Here is a 17208-nt window from a genome sequence, read left to right as displayed (position 1 = left end):
TACACTGACGCCCTGTCTTGGCCGCTGATGTCTTTTTCTTGAACTCTCTACCTATTCATAGCTTATTAGCACCGCTGCGCGCGGCTTTTTCTCGTCACGCTCAAGTGATCCTCGAGGCACCGACAGGTGCGGGTAAATCAACGGCGTTACCTTTGGCTATGTTGGATTGGCCAGAAATCAGCGGACGCATTTTAATGCTCGAACCGCGGCGTGTCGCGGCGCGTAGTGTGGCGCACTATATTGCCAGCTGTCGCCAGCAAAAGGTGGGGCAAGAAGTCGGCTATCGCGTCCGCGGTGAAGCTAAAATCAGTGCCAATACCCGTTTAGAAATTGTCACCGAAGGCATTCTGACGCGAATGATCCAACAAGATCCCGAGTTAACTGGGATTGGAATGATCATCTTCGATGAAATTCATGAACGTCACCTCACCACTGATTTAGGTCTTGCCCTAGCGCTCGAAGTGCAAGCTTCACTGCGGGACGATTTAAAGATATTAGCTATGTCAGCGACTCTATCTGGTCTTGCCTTAGCTGAACTCATGCTAGAAGCGGTGACCTTGCACAGCGAAGGCCGGAGTTTTCCTGTAGACATAGAATATCGCCCTGTGCCAACTCAGCAGCATTGGATCGATCACCTTGGCCGCTGCGTGCTCGAACTGGTCTCGGCCAGCAGTGTCAGTGTTGATAAAACGGCTGCCAATAATGCCGTGCTCGTGTTTTTACCCGGTAAAGGGGAGATCTTACGATTACAGCAGTTTTTGCGCGAGCGCTTAGCGGACGATGCCTTTTTGATTTGCCCTCTTTATGGTGAACTTTCAGGTGCCGAGCAAGATAGCGCGATCGCTGCAACTATAGATGGCAGGCGCAAAATTGTGCTAGCGACTAACGTGGCGGAATCGAGTTTAACTATTGAAGACATAGGGTTTGTCATCGACAGTGGTTATAAACGACAAGCGAGTTTTAACCCTAAAACCGGTGTCACTCGCTTAGGCTTGAAACGTATTAGCCAAGCCTCCGCAACTCAGCGTAGTGGTCGCGCCGGGCGTTTATCAGCGGGTGTGTGTGTTCGCCTGTGGAGCCAAGAAGAACATGGCCGCATGCTCAGGGCCGATGAACCTGAGATCAGCCAAGCGGATCTGGTGGCTATGGCCCACGATTGTGCTTACTGGGGCGCAAAATCCTTTAGCGACTTGATGTTATTAACGCCGCCACCAAGTGTGCATGAGGCGCTGGCGTGGAAACTGTTACAAGATTTAGGCATGGTCGATACTCAAAATAAACTCACTCCCCACGGGAAAGCGGCCTACGAGCTAGGGTGTCACCCAAGGCTTGCTCATATGTTATTGGGCGCAAAAAGTTTGGGCGCAAACAATGGGGGAGTCAATAATGCTAACGAACAAGCAACGCAATTGGGCAGTTTGGCCTGCTTGTTGTCGGGGGTTTTAGAGGCGCGTGGTTTGCCTAAAAAGGGCGCCGATATCATGAATTACCTGCACTTTGCCTGTCATGGACAAGCTGGGCAACAGGCAAAACAGTGGCAGAAAAAGCTAGGATTAGCAGCGGATTTGTCTAAGATAGCGACCCATGCACACCACAGCGATGTGGGGTTATTATTAGCACTTGCTTATCCGGATCGTATCGCTAAAGCCCGCGGTGTTGAGGGCTACCAATTAGCCAATGGTACTGGCGTCGTGCTCGCAGCCGATGATGCATTGGCGCAAACGCCGTGGATGGTGGTGGCGGATTTTCAAGAAACTGAAGGCAGAAACGCTGGGCGGATTTACTTAGCGAGTCAGCTTCAGCCAAGCTTGTTCGACGGCGAGCTAAAAGGTTTGCTGGACATTCATGAGATCTGTGGCTGGGATGAAGCTAAAGGTCGAGTGATTGCGCAGCGCCAATACAAGGTCGGACAAATTTTAGTAAAAGCCGAGACGATTGCTAAGCCTGAGCGCAAGCAAATTGTCGCGGCCTTACTGGGCTATATTCGCCAGCAAGGATTACAAATCCTCAATTGGAACGCTAACTTAGAACAGTTTCAACACAGGCTCAAACTGGCAACTGAGTTTGACGCGGGCAGTGACTGGCCCAAGGTTGATGATGAAGCATTATTAGCGAGCCTAGAAACTTGGCTGGCGCCTTACCTCGAAAATGTGAATAATCTGCCGCAATTAGTTAAGCTTGATTGCTTTGGTTTTGTGGCAAACTGTTTGAGCTGGCAGCAGAAACAGCGACTTGACGAGTTATTGCCAACCTCTTGGCCGTTAGTGACTGGTACCTCTGCGCCAATAGTATACGACGAGTCTGGGCGTGCGCTGCTGCGTGTACGTCTGCAAGAAACCTTTGGCATGGCGCAGAGTCCTATGTTGGCGCAGGGCAAACTAAAGGTGACGATGGAATTACTCTCTCCGGCGCAGCGTCCATTAGCCTTGACGGCAGATTTAGCCAGCTTTTGGCAGGGACCTTATGTGGAAGTTAAGAAGGAAATGCGCGGTCGATATCCAAAACATCTGTGGCCAGACGACCCTGTGAATACACTGCCGACAAAATTTACCAAGAAGAAAACCTTGGGTTTAGCTCAGCCCTAGCACCACGCCGCTGGTTTTATAACATTTTGTTATGAAACACTTTGATTCGCACCACGTTAGCTTTGTGCCTATGGCTGATGTCTTTAAATGCATGAATGATGAAGTAGATATGACAACTAAGACGACAAAAAAATCACCCGCTTCCCGTCGGGCTAATCATGGCCGCGGTTTATTTCGACGAATTTGGTCTATCAGTTGGAAATTAGGCTTGGCTGGATTAGCTGTAGTGACTTTTTACAGCATTTATCTTGATCAAATTATTGCGCAAAAATTTGAAGGCCAAAAATGGCATTTGCCAGCACAGGTGTTTAGCCGCTCTATGGCGCTGTACCCTGGTGCGGCAGTCAGCCATCCGCAAATGATGGCTGAGCTTAAGTTGCTCGGCTATCGCAAAGTCGCTAACCCGCGCCAAGTGGGAGAGTTTTCGGCATCGAGCACTCGTATTGAATTGTGGCGTCGACCGTTTTTGCATCCAGAAGGCGATCAAGTCGAACAAAGAGTCATGATCAGCTTCGACAGCAATGGCATCAGTTCGGTCACTCGAGTCTCAGACAAGCGTCAACTTGCCGTATTCCACCTTGAGCCAGTATTGCTCGACCGCATTATTACTGGCGACGGTGAAGACAGGCTGTTTGTGCCGACCGAAGAAATGCCAAAGTCGATCGTGCAGGCGTTACTGCTGGTGGAAGATCGTAGTTTTTATGAACACCATGGTGTGAATCCATTCGCGATTGCGCGCGCGGCTTTTGTGAACATCAGCGCCGGTCGCACTGTGCAAGGTGGCTCGACGTTAACTCAGCAGTTAGCGAAAAACTTTTTCCTTTCGAGTGAGCGTTCCTTGCTGCGTAAGGTGCGCGAAGCCTTAATGGCGGTCATTATTGATTTTCGTTACAGCAAAGACGAAATCCTCGAAGCGTATCTTAACGAAGTGTATATGGGGCAGGATAAATCCCGTGCCGTCCATGGTATGGGGTTGGCCTCACGTTTCTATTTCGGCCGTCCTATCAGTGAGTTGACTATTTCCCAGCAGGCATTCTTAGTGGCTGCGATTAAGGGACCGTCTTACTACAATCCATGGAAATATCCGGATCGTATTCAAGAACGTCGTGATCTGGTATTGCGTTTGTTAATGGATGCGGGGGATTTAACCACGGCTGAGTACAAGGTGGCGGTAGAGTCACCCTTAGGGATCCGTAATCTCAATAAACCAGCACATCAAAAATTGCCGTCCTTCTTCGCTCTGGTAAAACAGGAAGTGAACGAGCGTTATGGCGATGCGCTATTAAAGCAATCTGGGGTGAAAATCTATACCACGCTCGATCCTATGGCCCAAGAAGCCGCCGAAATTGCGGTGACTCAAACCCTCAAGAGTTTAGATAAGAGCAATAAATCATTGCAGATTGGTATGGTCGTGACCGACAAATACACTGGCGGTATTGCGGCTATGGTCGGCGATAAAACCCCGGGATTTGATGGCTTTAACCGCGCGGTTGAAATTCGTCGTCCTATTGGCTCGTTAATTAAGCCTTTTGTGTATGCTACGGCTCTGGCACCTAATAGCCAATTTACCTTAGCGACACCTCTTAAAGATCAACCTATTACCTTAAAAAGCGAGCAAGGTAAGACATGGTCACCACAAAACTTTGATAAGAAGTTCAGTGGTCAGGTGCCTTTGTTAACGGCATTGAAAAAGTCGATGAACGTACCGACGGTAAACCTTGGGATTGCTGTGGGTGTGGATGCGGTTGCAACAACATTGGCTAAATCGGGTTGGCAGGAGCCGTTAAACGAGTATCCCTCCATGTTACTCGGCGCCGTCAATGGCTCGCCATTAATGGTAGCGCAAGTGTACCAAACCTTAGCTGATAGCGGTGTTTATCGTAAGTTAACCACAGTGACCGCTGTGCTAGATTCTGATAAGAACCCATTACCAGTGACGCGATTGCCTAAAGAGCAAGCTATAGCACCTGAGACAGATTTCTTAATTCAATTTGCTATGCAGCAAGTAGTGAATACGGGAACGGCGACGCGTTTAGGTAATGCTTTCCCTGGCGTTGGACTGGCGGGTAAGACTGGCACCAGTAACGACAGTCGCGACTCTTGGTTTGCGGGCTTTGATGAGCGTAACGTCGCCGCCATTTGGGTTGGTCGTGACGATAACGGCAAAACCAGTTTGTATGGTAGCAGTGGCGCCATGGCCGTGTATCTTGCCTTCTTAAAGGAACGTCCACCTATTAGTCTGCGCTCAATCCCTGTGAACGGCGTAGTGAAGGGCTTTTTTGACCGAGATACAGGTGTGGCTAAGGAATCCACTTGCAGCAATGTTGATGCGCTTCCGGCATTAGCTGCGACCTATCGTCCTGTGAATAACTGCGGCGACCCTTTGCAGTGGTGGCAGAAAATTTTCTAGGTTAATAGGGTCAATAATGGGCCAATAACGCACTTATGCGTTGGATCTAAAACCTTTTAGTCAGTAGAACCTGCGCCGATGGAAGTGGTGTGATTGAGGACAAACTCGGGGCGCCAATCTTCCCTTTGCACGGGACGTTAATCCAAAGTGAGAAATGACATGTTTAAAACCGCTGCCGCTGTGCATATTTTAGTTAAACACAAAGAACAGGCTGAGGATATTGTTAAGCAGCTGAATAATGGTGCTAATTTTGCTGTGCTCGCTAAGCGTTTTTCCTCTTGCCCCTCGGCCAAAAAAGGTGGCGATTTAGGCGAGTTCAAAAAAGGCCAAATGGTGCCACAGTTCGATAAGGTTGCATTTTCAGGTGAATTACTGGTGCCACATATAGTGAAAACCAAGTTTGGCTGGCATGTGGTTAAAGTGCTGTATCGCACTTAATACCCCAGTAATAAGCGCATCTTCACCGAACGTTATTTTCGACTAATCAAATAGATTGGAAGATTAGGGAGCGATCAGCATGAAATTTAGTTTTAACACCGAAGATGCGAGTCAAGTTTGCGTAGGGGCTTTTGCCCTTGCGGTTCCCGTTGCATTTTCTGAGGAAGCGTGGCATCTCGGTGAGACTTTACCTTTATTGAATATCGGTATGCTTTTTAGTTTATCGCTGCTCTTTCTTGGGGTATTCACCTATCACAGCGTGTTCCAACAGAATATTGCTTCCCGCGTTCCTGTGTTTATTTTTCGTATCGTGGTGGCGTATTTGCTCACAGCCCTCGTGGTTTTCCTCGTGCTGCTTTGCCTCGATAAAGTGCCATTTTTTGAGGACCCACTAACCTCTATAAAACGGATCATAGTGATCACTATGCCAGCCTCTATGGGCGCTATTGTTGTGGATAGTTTTGATAAGGAATGACACTTTTTCGCTAAATCTCATGACTTTTGTCACTGGTTGATTGCGTTTGTCTTGCGCATACTTATTTCCATGTTCTGACTTTGACATTGATTAAGCGTCATAAGCAGATCTAAATGTTGAGCTTGATAACGATAACGCCAATAGATAAAGGAAATGACTATGAACACTGGTGCCCTCGCTTTACTTATCCCAATACTCGCAATTGTTGGTGGATATGTGGTCGCTATAATGAAAATCCGCAACAAACAAGGTGTGTCGACGCGTGAGCAAGTGGCCGAAAACCAAGCTTTTCAGACCGAGTTAGCCATCCTTCGTCAGCGTATCGAAGTGCTAGAGCAGTTAGCCACTGACGATGGTTTTCAGTTAAAGCGTGAATTTAAAAAGGTCTAACGATTTATTCCTTGGCTTATCGGTGGCTAGGCAATACTTACGTTTTAGATGTTATTTGTTCTGACAAGGTATTGCTCGCCAAACGATAAATGATGTTGAGTTATTTTAAATGAATCACGAGTGATGAAAACGGCCTTATTTAGCTAACATTTCTGCGGCATTATCGGCTGTTATATGTCGCGTCATCACGCCATAAAGGCTCTATCTTGCATAAAATTCCGCCTAATATCTGCAGAATAAACCTGAAACGTCAACAGATCCTGATACCCCTGTCATTTGTTTGGCTTTACAAATGTGGGCAGGGTGTTACTTTGTACGCCTTACGTGGGTCAAGTCATCGGGTGAGTTAAATACCTAATTTAAGGTAGACTCGTGATAATTTTGTTATCCATCCCTGTATTGAGTTATTACAAATAGAGTTTATATGTTTCTAGCGCCTTATTTTTCTAAGCAAAATCAAGCTATTTCCGTTTCAGCACAACAAGCCAGTGACTTCGCGAAGAAAATTGCGCAGGACTTTAATCCTATCCACGATGTGGGGGCAAAACGCTTTTGTGTACCGGGAGATTTACTGTTTGCCCTAGTATTGACTCAATATGGTTTGAGCCAGAGCATGAAGTTTAGCTTTGCGGGTATGGTGGGTGATAGCGTCGAACTACAATTCCCTGAACAAGTGAGCGAGAGTTTTTCGATTCGCGATAGTCGTGAAAAAACCTATCTTAATGTTAGCCGTCATGGCGATGTGAGTTGTTGCGATGCGCAGACCGAATCCTTTATTCGTCAATATGTTGCTTTCTCTGGGCATAACTCTATCGATATTCTGATCCCTTTGATGAAACAACATCAAGTGATGATCAACCCAGAACGGCCTTTAGTGATTTACGAAAGTATGTCGTTTGACTTAACCACCCTCGATTTTGTACAAGTGGCCTTATCACTCGTTGGTCAAGATTTAAAAATCGACGGTAAACGTGGCGATGTGACATTGCACTTTGAATTACACAGTGGCGACACTTTAGTTGGCACAGGTATCAAAACCTTAGTGATGAGTGGATTACGTGCTTACGATGAGGTTCTTGTACAGCAAATGCGCGCCACTTATGAAGGTCGTAAAACTGATTATTGATTGACGTAAAAGCAATAGGTTGGCGTTTTGTCTTTTAGATAAAGCGCCATGCAATCCCTGATAGCGCGATTAAATGTTAGCAATTAATTGTTATTGACTGATAGCTGCGACACGATTGCTGAGACGTTTTCCGCGCCGCTACGTATTTCTCCCATCACCAATGTTACCTCCGCTAGCTGTTGTTTTCCTTCCAGTGCAATACCTTCAACTTCGTTCATCATGCTAGTTGCACTTGTGGTGAGTTGTGTATTTTTAGTGACGACGGTGGCAATCTCACTGGTTGATTTACTGGTTCTGGAAGCAAGCTGCCTTACTTCATCGGCGACAACGGCAAAACCTCGGCCTTGTTCCCCCGCTCGTGCGGCCTCAATTGCGGCATTTAATGCCAGTAAATTAGTTTGATCGGCAATCGAGCTAATGGTCGCGACTATCGCTTGAATACTTTGAGATTGTTCATTGAGTTGAGTTATCGCCAAGGTCGCTTTATGGGTTTGCTCGGCAATAGCATTAGAGGTATTTACGGTCGCATTGAGTAAATGTACACCTTGTTCTGCTTGCTCGACGGTACGTTGTGACGTGGTCAGTGCAATATTGGCGGCTTCACGTACAGCGTGGCTTTGCTCGATCCGCTTGCTGATATCGCTCGCAAATTTAATCACTTTAACCACTTTACCTTGCTCATCCATAATAGGATTGTATGCCGCTTCTAACCAAATCGAATCGCCATAAGCATTTTTACGTTCAAAGAGACCGCTGCTATATCGACCTTGCTTTAGATCGTCCCAAAAGTGTGGATTTTGTCGATAAAACTCATCAAAACAGAAAATACGATGGTGTTTACCAATAATCTGCTCTTTGCTAAAGCCCATTGTCTTTAAGAAGTTAGTATTGGCTTTCAAAATCGTGCCATCGGTAGTGAATTCAATAATGGCTTGCGAGCGATTCAAGGCATTAAAAATGGCCGCTTGGTCGTCAAGTTGGTGCTTATCTTGGGTGATATCAGCGGCTGTTTTCATTATTTTAACGACTTTACCTGCCTGTTTGATGGGGAAGTAAGTGGCTCTAAGCCAGATCTCTTGGCCATTTTTATTCACTCGTGCAAAATTGCCTTCCTGTGGATGACCTGCTTTTAGATTGCTCCAAAATTGCTGGTAGGTAGCAGAATTACCATAAGCCGCTGAGCAAAATAGTTTGTGATGTTGGCCTACGACTTCATTAAGTGAATAACCTACCGTTTTTAAAAACAACGTATTAGCATCGAGAATTATCCCATCAGGCGTAAATTCTACTGTGGCAATACTGTGCTTAATCGAGTCGATGATCGACTCCGCCTCTTGGCGTTTACTTTCGCTCACTTCTAGGCTTTTACGTAATGAAGAGTTGAACACTGAGATACTCCTGATGAGTCTAACTGACTCAAAAACTGCAGTTCTTTATTGAAAGCTCGATATTTCGAGCTAGATATACTGATAAATATAGCTGTGATTTTAATATGTGGTTTATTTCTATGAAACGCGTGATCGGGATCTATATACCTAAATTGAGTAAAAAAGATCACTATTCCTCGGTTTATTCACGAATAGGCATAGCTAGAAACATTAATGAGGCAATTAGGCTTAATCAGATTGAATTAAGGCCATAGAAAAAGCTGCCAAAGGGCAGCTTCTTAAGTGTCATCTATGCTCGGCGGTTAGCTTAGTTTTTCAATCTTAGCTGGCAGCCCTTGTCTGGTCGAAGCGCCACTTGCCCAATCCACCAGCGGGTAGCGGCCGTGGCGACTCGGATCAAACAGATTCAAGTCGTTCATATTGATGCCGACTCGGATCAGCGGATTGGCGGCGATTTTAAGATTGTCGATCACTACGTCCCGCGCGCCGAGTTCCTTATGGCCATAACCGTGTTCGATAGCGATGCAGTCAGGGTGCACTCCGGCAACACATTCCACTAAGGCAATCACGCTGCCGTTGGGCGTGCTGATCTTGACCGTGTCACCTGTGCTGATCCCAAGTCGACTGGCGGTCTTCTCGTTCAGTCGTACTGGATTATTAGGGTGCACTTGGCGCAAACGATCCGAGCCAATACTCATAGAGCTCATGGTGTGGGATTTGTAACTACTGATCAGCAAAGGCCATTGTGATTTATTAAACACCTTATCGAGCGGTGTGCCATTGGCTAAGGCGGGTTGATATAAGCGCGGACAGCCACTCATAAATTCCCCTGTGAGACTGTTACGGCGACTGCCCACTTCGGGATTCCACAGCATCATAGGTTTTGGCCAAACCTTGGTTGGATTCCCCACTTCATCCCGTGCACCGCTCATATTCTCAAAGCGGCCGCCGCGGGCAAATAAGTAGCTGACTTTTTTGACTTCATCTGGCTTGAGTCTGGCGTTGAGCTCACTTTGGATACGACTCACACCGCTAAGATACATGTCCTCAGCGTTGATATCGGCGACGGCTTTACCCAAATAGGCCACGTTAGCGGCGCCGTAAAGTGAGTAATCCGCTGCGCGCGTTAACGGATGTAAGCTGCCATCGGCGGCTTTAACGGCATTTTCGCCAAAGCCGGGTAGTTGCAGTTTTATCGCCACTTGGCTCAAGAAAGACTCCATGCACACCACATCGCCACTGGCCATTTTTGTGACCCTTGGTTCGACAATCGGCCAGCGACCTGTTGTTTCCTTTGTCAGAGTCCCATGCCACGAAGGGCTCCAACCCCATGACTCGTAAGTTAATGTGTCGGGCACGATATAATCCGATAGCGCCGAGGTTTCGTTAATAAAGCTGTCGATACTGATAAACAGTGGCAGCACTTTGGGATCTTTCAGTTGTTCACCAATGGCTTCACCTAGGCCCGCTTGACCATAAATCGGATTGCCCATGTGGTTTATCCATGCTTTGAGTCGATAGGGATAACCGTGCACCGCCGCCGTTAAATGTTCGCCAAGCAAGGGCGATGAAATCGGAAACCAAGGCTCCTTTGCAGGATAAGGCGATTCGCCCGCTTCGACTTTACGGCGATACTCTGAGGTTTTCTCGTAGGGGAATTTAGATCGCGATAGGAATACGCCCTTAGGCTCGACTATGCCGTCAAACTCCTGCAGATTATACCTTGGGCCTTTACCAAAGGCGGGAAAGGAACCGCCGGAAGCTAATGCGCCACCTTTTAAATTAATATTACCTATCATGGCGTTGAGCATCATGATTGCCCACGCGCTATAAAAACCATTAGCGCTCATTGTACCGCCGTGGGAGATCACCGCAGCCTTAGTGCCATGGCTGGTAAATTTATCCGCGAGGGCGATAATTTGCGCCTCGCTGATATCGCACTCCTTGGCATAGTGTGCCATCTCGAAGCTCTGCGCCGCTTCACTTAACAGTTGGAAACTAGATTTAACCGCAATCGCCCCCTTAGGTGTGTCGACGCTTTGGTCAACGTTGAGCTTAGCTTTCTGGCTTTGGCTCGCCAAAACTATCTTGCCACTCGCGGCATCGACAACCAACTGCGAGTCTTGCTCGCCGTAGGCTTTGCCGTCGAAAGGTAAGCCAAGATCGCTGGCAAAGAGATATTGGCCATATCTTGGATGGGTCGATTCGCTGACGATCAAGAAGCCTGCGTTACTAAAACCACGGTAACCTGATGCTTTTGCGGCATCGACATTGGGCGCACTCAAAAACGCGGCGGCGTAGCGCTGGTTATCAATAATCCAGCGCAACATGCCCATAGCGAGTGCCGAGTCGGTGGCGGGGCGGATCGGCAGCCAAGTATTGTTACCCGCGCAAGGTTGATTCGAGGTATTGGGCAGCATGGGCGACACCACCACATAACTAAAATTGGTGTTATTCACCCGCGCGTTAGCTAATTGTCTTGCTTGGCGTTTAAAGGGATTGCCCGATTGCTGCGGTGAAGTGCCGATAAAGAGTAAAAATTCGCTATGGTCCCAATCGGGTTTCAAGTGGGCGTATTTTTTCAAATCATCCAATAAAGCGCCTGCTCCGGCGCGGTAGGTAAATCCACAGTAAGCACCGTGGTTGGCAAAGTTTCGGGTGCCAAAGCTGTTGAAGGTGAAGCGTTTGATAATGGCATCGCGGCCTTCATCTGATGCGTTTGAGACCAGTAACTGATTAGCTTTAGGGCCGTATTCTGGATTATTGGTATCGAGTGGCGTGGTGATATCACGAATCGCTCTTAAGCCTTCGACTTGGCCCTCACCAAATAAATCACCGCCTTCGACGACTTCATTCAGCAATTGCTCAAAGCTAATGCTCTGCCATTGGCCGCTGCCGCGCTTACCCACGCGTTTAAGACATTGGGTAACGCGATGTGGGCTATCTAATTGTTCTAGCATGGCATTACCGCGGGCGCAGGCGGTGGAACGTCCTTGTAGCCCCTGTTCTTGAAAGGCGCTAAGCCCAACAAAGGCGGTTTTTATTGGCGTATCGAAATCGATATGTTCCCGCGATGACAACGGATGATAAGGATTACCGCTGATACGGATGATTTTATCGGTTTTTTGATCGATACGAGCGCGCACGCCGCATTTGGTCCAGCAACCTAAGCACATAGTATTGGCGATGCGTTGATCGTCATTGCTGATTAACTGACCTGACTGTAAATCGACTTTGTATTCAGGTGCTAAGGAATTGCCATGCAGCGGATCTTGGGTTGGTTTTCCTGAGGTACCATTGACGACACCTTTACCTATTTGCGCTAATGTATGGCTATAACCCGCAGCAAATAATCCCACACCACCCGTTACAGCGGCCCCTTTGATAAAACGACGTTTACTCTTATCCATGATGGACTCCTTAATTCTGTAAACTAATTGGGTGCTCAGCGAGCAAGTTTTGCCGCAGGCGTGTGGCGAATAAGTTCTGAGACCAGCGCCATTAATGCTAACCAGAGGCCGAAAGTCCCAGCTATGCCTAATAGCCCTTCGGGTCCCCAAGGCAGTTGATAGAGATAAGTCCCCGCGCCGTATTTAGGATCGGTTTGCGCTTGAATTAACACTATCCAGCGAAATCCCCACGCAAGGTGAATGGCCGTGAGGCTGACGATTAGCATTGCAATATTGGGTAAGTGACGAATGGCGAGCATCAGTGCTAGCACGGCGAGTGTGACCAGTACCCAAATTGCAGCAAGTTGCCAGCTTGGGCTGGTTTCAAGCAATAATGCGGCTTCGGGGGCCGAGCCCTTATCGAATAACGCCCAGCCGATAAGGCATAGGGCGAATAGACCAAAACTCGCTCTTACCCAGAGTAATAGGCTGTCTTGGGTGCGCTGTTGGTAGCCCTTTAATAGTCGATTCAGTATCACCAAAGTGCCGCAGGCGGCGAGCAGTGCGCTCATTGCCATCAAAGGTGGCAGCCAATAGGTATGCCATAGTGGCCGCGCCTCAATGGCCATGGTTTCCATGCCAGTGTAGAGGGCGATACTGCAGGCACTCAGGGCCGTGATCAGTGCGATCGGCTTGATGAATTTGTCACTGTTCCAATCACCGAATCTCAATAATTGGCTTATTTTATTCACCCAATCTGAGTCTTGATTCGTGGTGTGCTTAGGCAGATATTGACGCAGTAGCAGCCAAGCAAACACTGCGCTGGTGCCCGAGAATACGGGCAGTAAAAAGGCGCCATACCACATCCAAGAATCAGGGCGAACTTGCGCATAAAAATGCCAAGCCCGCAGCGGTTGGTGTAAATCGGCGAGTAAGGCGATAGGGGCGACTATGCCTGCGGTTAACATTAAACAGGCGCAGAGCTTCAGCAATCTGTCATCGGGTTTGGGTTGGCTAAACAAATGTATTGTCGCTACCCATACGCTGGCGTAGGCGAGCCCCATCATAAAAAAGTATTGTACTGCCCAAGGTAGCCAAGTAATGGCGATATCTGGGGTAAAGATTTCTTTAATGACCATGGTGGATCTCCTCGCCAGTATCGGTAAGTAAGGTTCTAACGGGGGCTTGGCCGCTAATCTTGTCCTCAAAAGCGCTGCTCATGCCGATGTAGAACACCCGTGGCGCAGTGTTGGCCGTCGGTTTGAGCACCTTGATATCGGTTTTGTTGGCGGCGAGCAGTTGGCTTATCTGGCTGTTGGGATTATTCAGATCGCCAATCACACGGGCTTCTCCTACGCAGGTTTCGACACAGGCAGGCAGTAATCCTGCATCTAACCTATGGGCGCAGAAGGTACATTTGTCGGCGGTATTGGTGTCGTGGTTGATAAAGCGCGCATCATAGGGGCAGGCTTGCACGCAATAGCCACAACCAACACACCATTCATTGTTGACGACCACTATGCCGTCCTTGCGCTGGAAGGTCGCGCCCGTAGGACAAACGGGGATGCAGGGCGGGTTTTCGCAGTGATTACAAAGTCTTGGTAGCATTAAAAACGCAGGCGGAGTGGTATCTTCCTGCTGCGAGACTTCATACTGCTGCACTGTGGTGCGAAATTGCCCGAGGGGCGGTTGATTCTCGATAGTGCAAGCGACGGTACAGGCTTGGCAGCCCACACAGCGGCGTAGATCGATCACCATACCGTAACGTTTACCCACTTGGCCTTCGCTGGCACTGTGCATTTGAGGGCTGCGCTTATCATCCTGTGCATACACTTGCACGACAGGTATGAGTGCGGCGCCAACACTGACGCTGGCCATTTTGCCGAGAAACTGACGTTTACTCTTGTCCATACAGATTTCCTTCACTACTTGCAGATGGCGAATAAACTGGCTCATAGACCTAGAGTTAAGGTTTATGGCGAGGTTTACAGGCATTCTGTAAAAGGGGAGGCGGCATAACTATAGTGGTTTTCCACATATCGGGTGTGGACTTGATCTAGCGCAACAAATATCCGTTAGAATAGCCTTCAAAATGCTAGGTTTTTATTTTTTATTACTTGAGTTTGGCCTTTTCTTAGCTTGAGTTGGACTTGATTTTAGTGTGAGTGACTGGGGATAAAGGATTGCACTTCATGTTATTGAGGATGATGAAAACTGTGTTTCGCTTAGCTGTATCGGTCAAGTGGTCGTTATCGATTCTAAGCACTCCACATTTCGTGGCAATACCGAGGAAAAAGCCAAGGAACGCAGTGTTATTCCTATGCTTGCTGGCTTCGGTTAAGGTGTTTGCTGCGGAGCCACTGAATCAAAGCGTACATTCGGGATTAACTGACCCTGAGGTTGTCGCTCAAGTTGCTATCGAAGAGCCCAGTTATCAAGTGGTCGATGTTGGCGTGTTAGCAATCCGCGGTTATAAGGCAACCATCAACCGCTGGCAACCTTTGATGGGGTGGCTCCAAACCCAAATTCCCAACAGTTACTTTAGGTTACATCCTCTCACCCTCGATGAGCTAGCTAAGGGCGTTGAAACCCAAGGGCTCGATTTTGTGATCACTAACCCAGGGCAATCCGTGTTGCTGGCGCGGCAATATTCCCTCACTTGGTTGGCGACCCTGCGCAGTCCGTTAAATAATGGCGCGGCAATGCAAGTGGGCTCGGCGCTGGTGGTGCGCGCCGATTCACCCTATCACACCTTAAGTGATCTTAAGGGACGTCGCCTCGGGATCGTATCGAAAAATGCCTTTGGTGGTTACTTGACCTTAGTGTACGAAGCGCAGCTAAAGGGCATAGATTTGCCTCGCTTTGTGGGTGAGATCATTCCGCTGGGGTTCCCGCTAGATAATTTGATTTATCAGTTAGATAACCGAAAAAATTCCACAGAGCGACATCAACAGTTAGATGCTGCGGTCGTGCCCGTGTGTCAGCTTGAGCAGATGCAAACGGAAGGTCTTATTAACATCGCCCATTATCGAGTGCTCGATAATCAAGCGCCTGCGGGATTTAATTGCCAAGTCTCGACTCACCTTTATCCCAACTGGTCTATGGCAAAGACCAATCGCGCCTCCCAGTCTCTGGCTAAAAGTGTGACTCAAGCTTTGCTGGCGCTGCCCGAAGATCATCTCGCTGCTAAGTCTGCTGATTCTGCGGGCTGGACCACGGCCGTGAGTCAGCTTGCGATCGATCAACTGCTTAAAGATCTCGATATGCATCCTTTGCAGGCACCATGGTGGCAAAGGGCGTGGCAGTGGATCAAGCTACATCAACAATGGGCTTGGCTTGTGTTAGGGATTTTGGTTTTACTCAATGTGTATCATTTTTGGCTTGAATACCGCTTTAGTCGCCGCGGCCGTGAGTTGATTAACACTCAGCGCCAGCTCAATGAAAACCGCGCGTTACTGGAACATGCCCAGCGTATTGCAATCGCGGGTGAGCTTGGCGCGAGTCTCTCCCATGAACTCAATCAACCTTTGGCGGCGATTGGCCATTATTGTCATGGCGCCGAAGTGCGATTACAGCGGGGGACGAGCCCTGAGGAGTTGCAATCTGTATTGGCGCTGATCCAGCAGGAAGTCACGCGCGCCGACAATATTATCAGTCGCTTACGTAATTTATTGAAGAAGCGACCTGTGTCGAAACAGCCTTTGTATCTGCATGAGTTGGTCAATGATACTGTGCCACTGCTTGCCTATGAGTTTGAACAACATCAGATAAACCTTGCCGTCAATGTGAATGGTGAACCCTATTTACAGTCCCTCGATGAAGTTGGCATGCAGCAGTTGTTGCTTAACTTGCTGAAAAACGCCTTTGACGCCTGCGTTCAGCGGTTAGAGCTTGAATCCAGTGGCACCGAACAGAGCATCACGCAAAAGCCATACACGCCCACGATCGATATCGATCTTCGCTATCAAGAATGTACGCTCTTGCTGACAGTCACAGATAATGGCACAGGGTTAACCGAAGAGACCAGTCTGCTGATGCAAGCATTTTATTCCACTAAATCAGAGGGGTTAGGTTTAGGCTTAGTGATTTGCCGTGATATTGCCGAGAGCCATGGTGGTACGTTTTGCCTAGAAAGTGCTATGGGTGGCGGTTGCCAAGCGCAGGTGGCTATACCGCGTAAACCTGAACCCAATGGAGCACAATAATGAGTCTTGCCTTACCTGTGTATTTAATCGATGACGATGACTCAGTGCGTTGTTCTTTGCGTTTTATGCTTGAAAGTTATGGCCTTAAGATCACCGACTTTGATAGCGCCGAAGCCTTTTTTACCGCCGTAGACTTAACACTACCGGGTTGTGCGCTAGTCGATGTGCGAATGCCGGGTTTGAGTGGCCCACAGTTGCATCTTGAATTAGTGGCAAAAAATAGTCCGCTAGCGGTGATTTATCTCACTGGCCATGGCGATGTGCCTATGGCGGTAGATGCGCTTAAATTAGGTGCGGTGGATTTTTTCCAAAAGCCCGCCGATGGCGCTAAGTTAGCCGAAGCGGTCGTCAAAGCGTTGGAACATACCAAGGCGCATCATCAAGACAATCAGTATCTTGAGACTTATCAAGCGCTCACGCCAAGGGAGCGGGAAATACTCAACCTGATTGCCCAAGGCCAGAAGAACCAAGAGATCGCCGATAGTCTCTGTATTGCCATGCGCACGGTTGAGATCCACCGCGCAAATTTGATGAAAGGCATGCAAGTGGGATCGCTGGCGGAAATGATGCTGATCTACAGTCGGATTGCCGAACGCCTGCGTCTCGAATAAATCCGCTGGAATTTACCTTTTATCGCGCTAATTGCCGCTTTGTTAGCCGCCTATTTTGGCTAAGTTGTCGTATCATTGGCCGTTTGATTTGAGCCTAGCTATAGGGTTATGTTTTTGCTGAGCAATGGGCTGAGATGTGAGCCAAGGCATTAGTGCATCGCCGCTTAATTGCCAATACACTGTGATTGCCT

The 17208-nt window shown here is 48.2% G+C and carries 12 protein-coding genes; 8 read left to right on the top strand and 4 right to left on the bottom strand.

Annotation, left to right across the window (positions count from 1 at the left end; all coding sequences use genetic code 11):
- The first annotated feature begins 38 nt into the window (after nucleotides 1-38).
- From hrpB to L5M51_RS04440, 6 genes are all read left to right on the top strand, one after another.
- Nucleotides 39-2585: an ATP-dependent helicase HrpB gene (hrpB, locus tag L5M51_RS04465; RefSeq protein ID WP_263171772.1), complete on the top strand. Its 2547-nt coding sequence runs from the start codon at nucleotides 39-41 to the stop codon at nucleotides 2583-2585.
- Nucleotides 2586-2676: 91 nt separating this feature from the next.
- Entirely contained in the window at nucleotides 2677-4995 is a 2319-nt protein-coding gene (gene mrcB, locus L5M51_RS04460) for a penicillin-binding protein 1B (protein WP_168827694.1), read from the top strand.
- A 159-nt stretch (nucleotides 4996-5154) separates the two neighbouring features.
- On the top strand, nucleotides 5155-5433 hold the full coding sequence (locus L5M51_RS04455) for a peptidylprolyl isomerase (protein ID WP_006084190.1): 279 nt from the start codon (nucleotides 5155-5157) through the stop codon (nucleotides 5431-5433).
- A 79-nt stretch (nucleotides 5434-5512) separates the two neighbouring features.
- Entirely contained in the window at nucleotides 5513-5908 is a 396-nt protein-coding gene (locus tag L5M51_RS04450; RefSeq protein WP_105250257.1) for a DUF2391 family protein, read from the top strand.
- Between the two features lie 159 nt (nucleotides 5909-6067).
- Nucleotides 6068-6298, top strand: coding sequence for a hypothetical protein (locus tag L5M51_RS04445; RefSeq protein ID WP_113939132.1), 231 nt, complete (start codon nucleotides 6068-6070; stop codon nucleotides 6296-6298).
- A gap of 424 nt (nucleotides 6299-6722) precedes the next feature.
- Complete coding sequence (locus L5M51_RS04440; RefSeq protein ID WP_263171770.1) at nucleotides 6723-7424, top strand: DUF3581 domain-containing protein; 702 nt, start codon at nucleotides 6723-6725, stop codon at nucleotides 7422-7424.
- A gap of 83 nt (nucleotides 7425-7507) precedes the next feature.
- Here the strand turns inward: L5M51_RS04440 and L5M51_RS22790 are convergent, their stop codons facing one another.
- From L5M51_RS22790 to dsrO, 4 genes are all read right to left on the bottom strand, one after another.
- On the bottom strand, nucleotides 7508-8812 hold the full coding sequence (locus L5M51_RS22790; RefSeq protein WP_317629923.1) for a PAS domain-containing methyl-accepting chemotaxis protein: 1305 nt from the start codon (nucleotides 8810-8812) through the stop codon (nucleotides 7508-7510).
- Between the two features lie 302 nt (nucleotides 8813-9114).
- Entirely contained in the window at nucleotides 9115-12222 is a 3108-nt protein-coding gene (locus tag L5M51_RS04425; RefSeq protein WP_263171768.1) for a tetrathionate reductase subunit A, read from the bottom strand.
- Between the two features lie 35 nt (nucleotides 12223-12257).
- A complete protein-coding gene (gene nrfD / locus L5M51_RS04420) occupies nucleotides 12258-13340 on the bottom strand; it encodes an NrfD/PsrC family molybdoenzyme membrane anchor subunit (protein ID WP_263171766.1) in 1083 nt (360 codons plus the stop codon).
- A complete protein-coding gene (gene dsrO, locus L5M51_RS04415; RefSeq protein WP_011790755.1) occupies nucleotides 13330-14112 on the bottom strand; it encodes a sulfate reduction electron transfer complex DsrMKJOP subunit DsrO in 783 nt (260 codons plus the stop codon). The genes nrfD and dsrO overlap by 11 nt, the downstream gene beginning before the upstream one ends.
- 281 nt (nucleotides 14113-14393) lie before the next feature.
- Between dsrO and L5M51_RS04410 the strand changes: the two genes are divergently transcribed.
- Together L5M51_RS04410 and L5M51_RS04405 are read left to right on the top strand one after the other, a co-directional pair.
- On the top strand, nucleotides 14394-16406 hold the full coding sequence (locus L5M51_RS04410) for a sensor histidine kinase (RefSeq protein ID WP_263171764.1): 2013 nt from the start codon (nucleotides 14394-14396) through the stop codon (nucleotides 16404-16406).
- A complete protein-coding gene (locus tag L5M51_RS04405; RefSeq protein ID WP_263171763.1) occupies nucleotides 16406-17017 on the top strand; it encodes a response regulator transcription factor in 612 nt (203 codons plus the stop codon). The genes L5M51_RS04410 and L5M51_RS04405 overlap by 1 nt, the downstream gene beginning before the upstream one ends.
- The last annotated feature ends 191 nt before the right edge of the window (nucleotides 17018-17208 follow it).

The organism is Shewanella sp. SM73 (assembly GCF_025653795.1).
In the GTDB taxonomy this organism is placed as follows: Bacteria; Pseudomonadota; Gammaproteobacteria; order Enterobacterales; family Shewanellaceae; genus Shewanella; species Shewanella oncorhynchi.
Note: the sequence above shows the minus strand (reverse complement) of the source record. Positions and strands in the feature narration are given on the sequence as shown.

Bases quoted from the DNA above. Each gene is read 5' to 3' on its own strand.
- nrfD (WP_263171766.1), bottom strand. From the start codon at position 13,340: ATGGTCATTAAAGAAATCTTTACCCCAGATATCGCCATTACTTGGCTA.
- L5M51_RS04445 (WP_113939132.1), top strand. From the start codon at position 6,068: ATGAACACTGGTGCCCTCGCTTTACTTATCCCAATACTCGCAATTGTT.
- mrcB (WP_168827694.1), top strand. From the start codon at position 2,677: ATGAATGATGAAGTAGATATGACAACTAAGACGACAAAAAAATCACCC.
- L5M51_RS04450 (WP_105250257.1), top strand. From the start codon at position 5,513: ATGAAATTTAGTTTTAACACCGAAGATGCGAGTCAAGTTTGCGTAGGG.
- L5M51_RS04410 (WP_263171764.1), top strand. From the start codon at position 14,394: ATGTTATTGAGGATGATGAAAACTGTGTTTCGCTTAGCTGTATCGGTC.
- L5M51_RS04440 (WP_263171770.1), top strand. From the start codon at position 6,723: ATGTTTCTAGCGCCTTATTTTTCTAAGCAAAATCAAGCTATTTCCGTT.
- dsrO (WP_011790755.1), bottom strand. From the start codon at position 14,112: ATGGACAAGAGTAAACGTCAGTTTCTCGGCAAAATGGCCAGCGTCAGT.
- L5M51_RS04425 (WP_263171768.1), bottom strand. From the start codon at position 12,222: ATGGATAAGAGTAAACGTCGTTTTATCAAAGGGGCCGCTGTAACGGGT.
- L5M51_RS04405 (WP_263171763.1), top strand. From the start codon at position 16,406: ATGAGTCTTGCCTTACCTGTGTATTTAATCGATGACGATGACTCAGTG.
- L5M51_RS04455 (WP_006084190.1), top strand. From the start codon at position 5,155: ATGTTTAAAACCGCTGCCGCTGTGCATATTTTAGTTAAACACAAAGAA.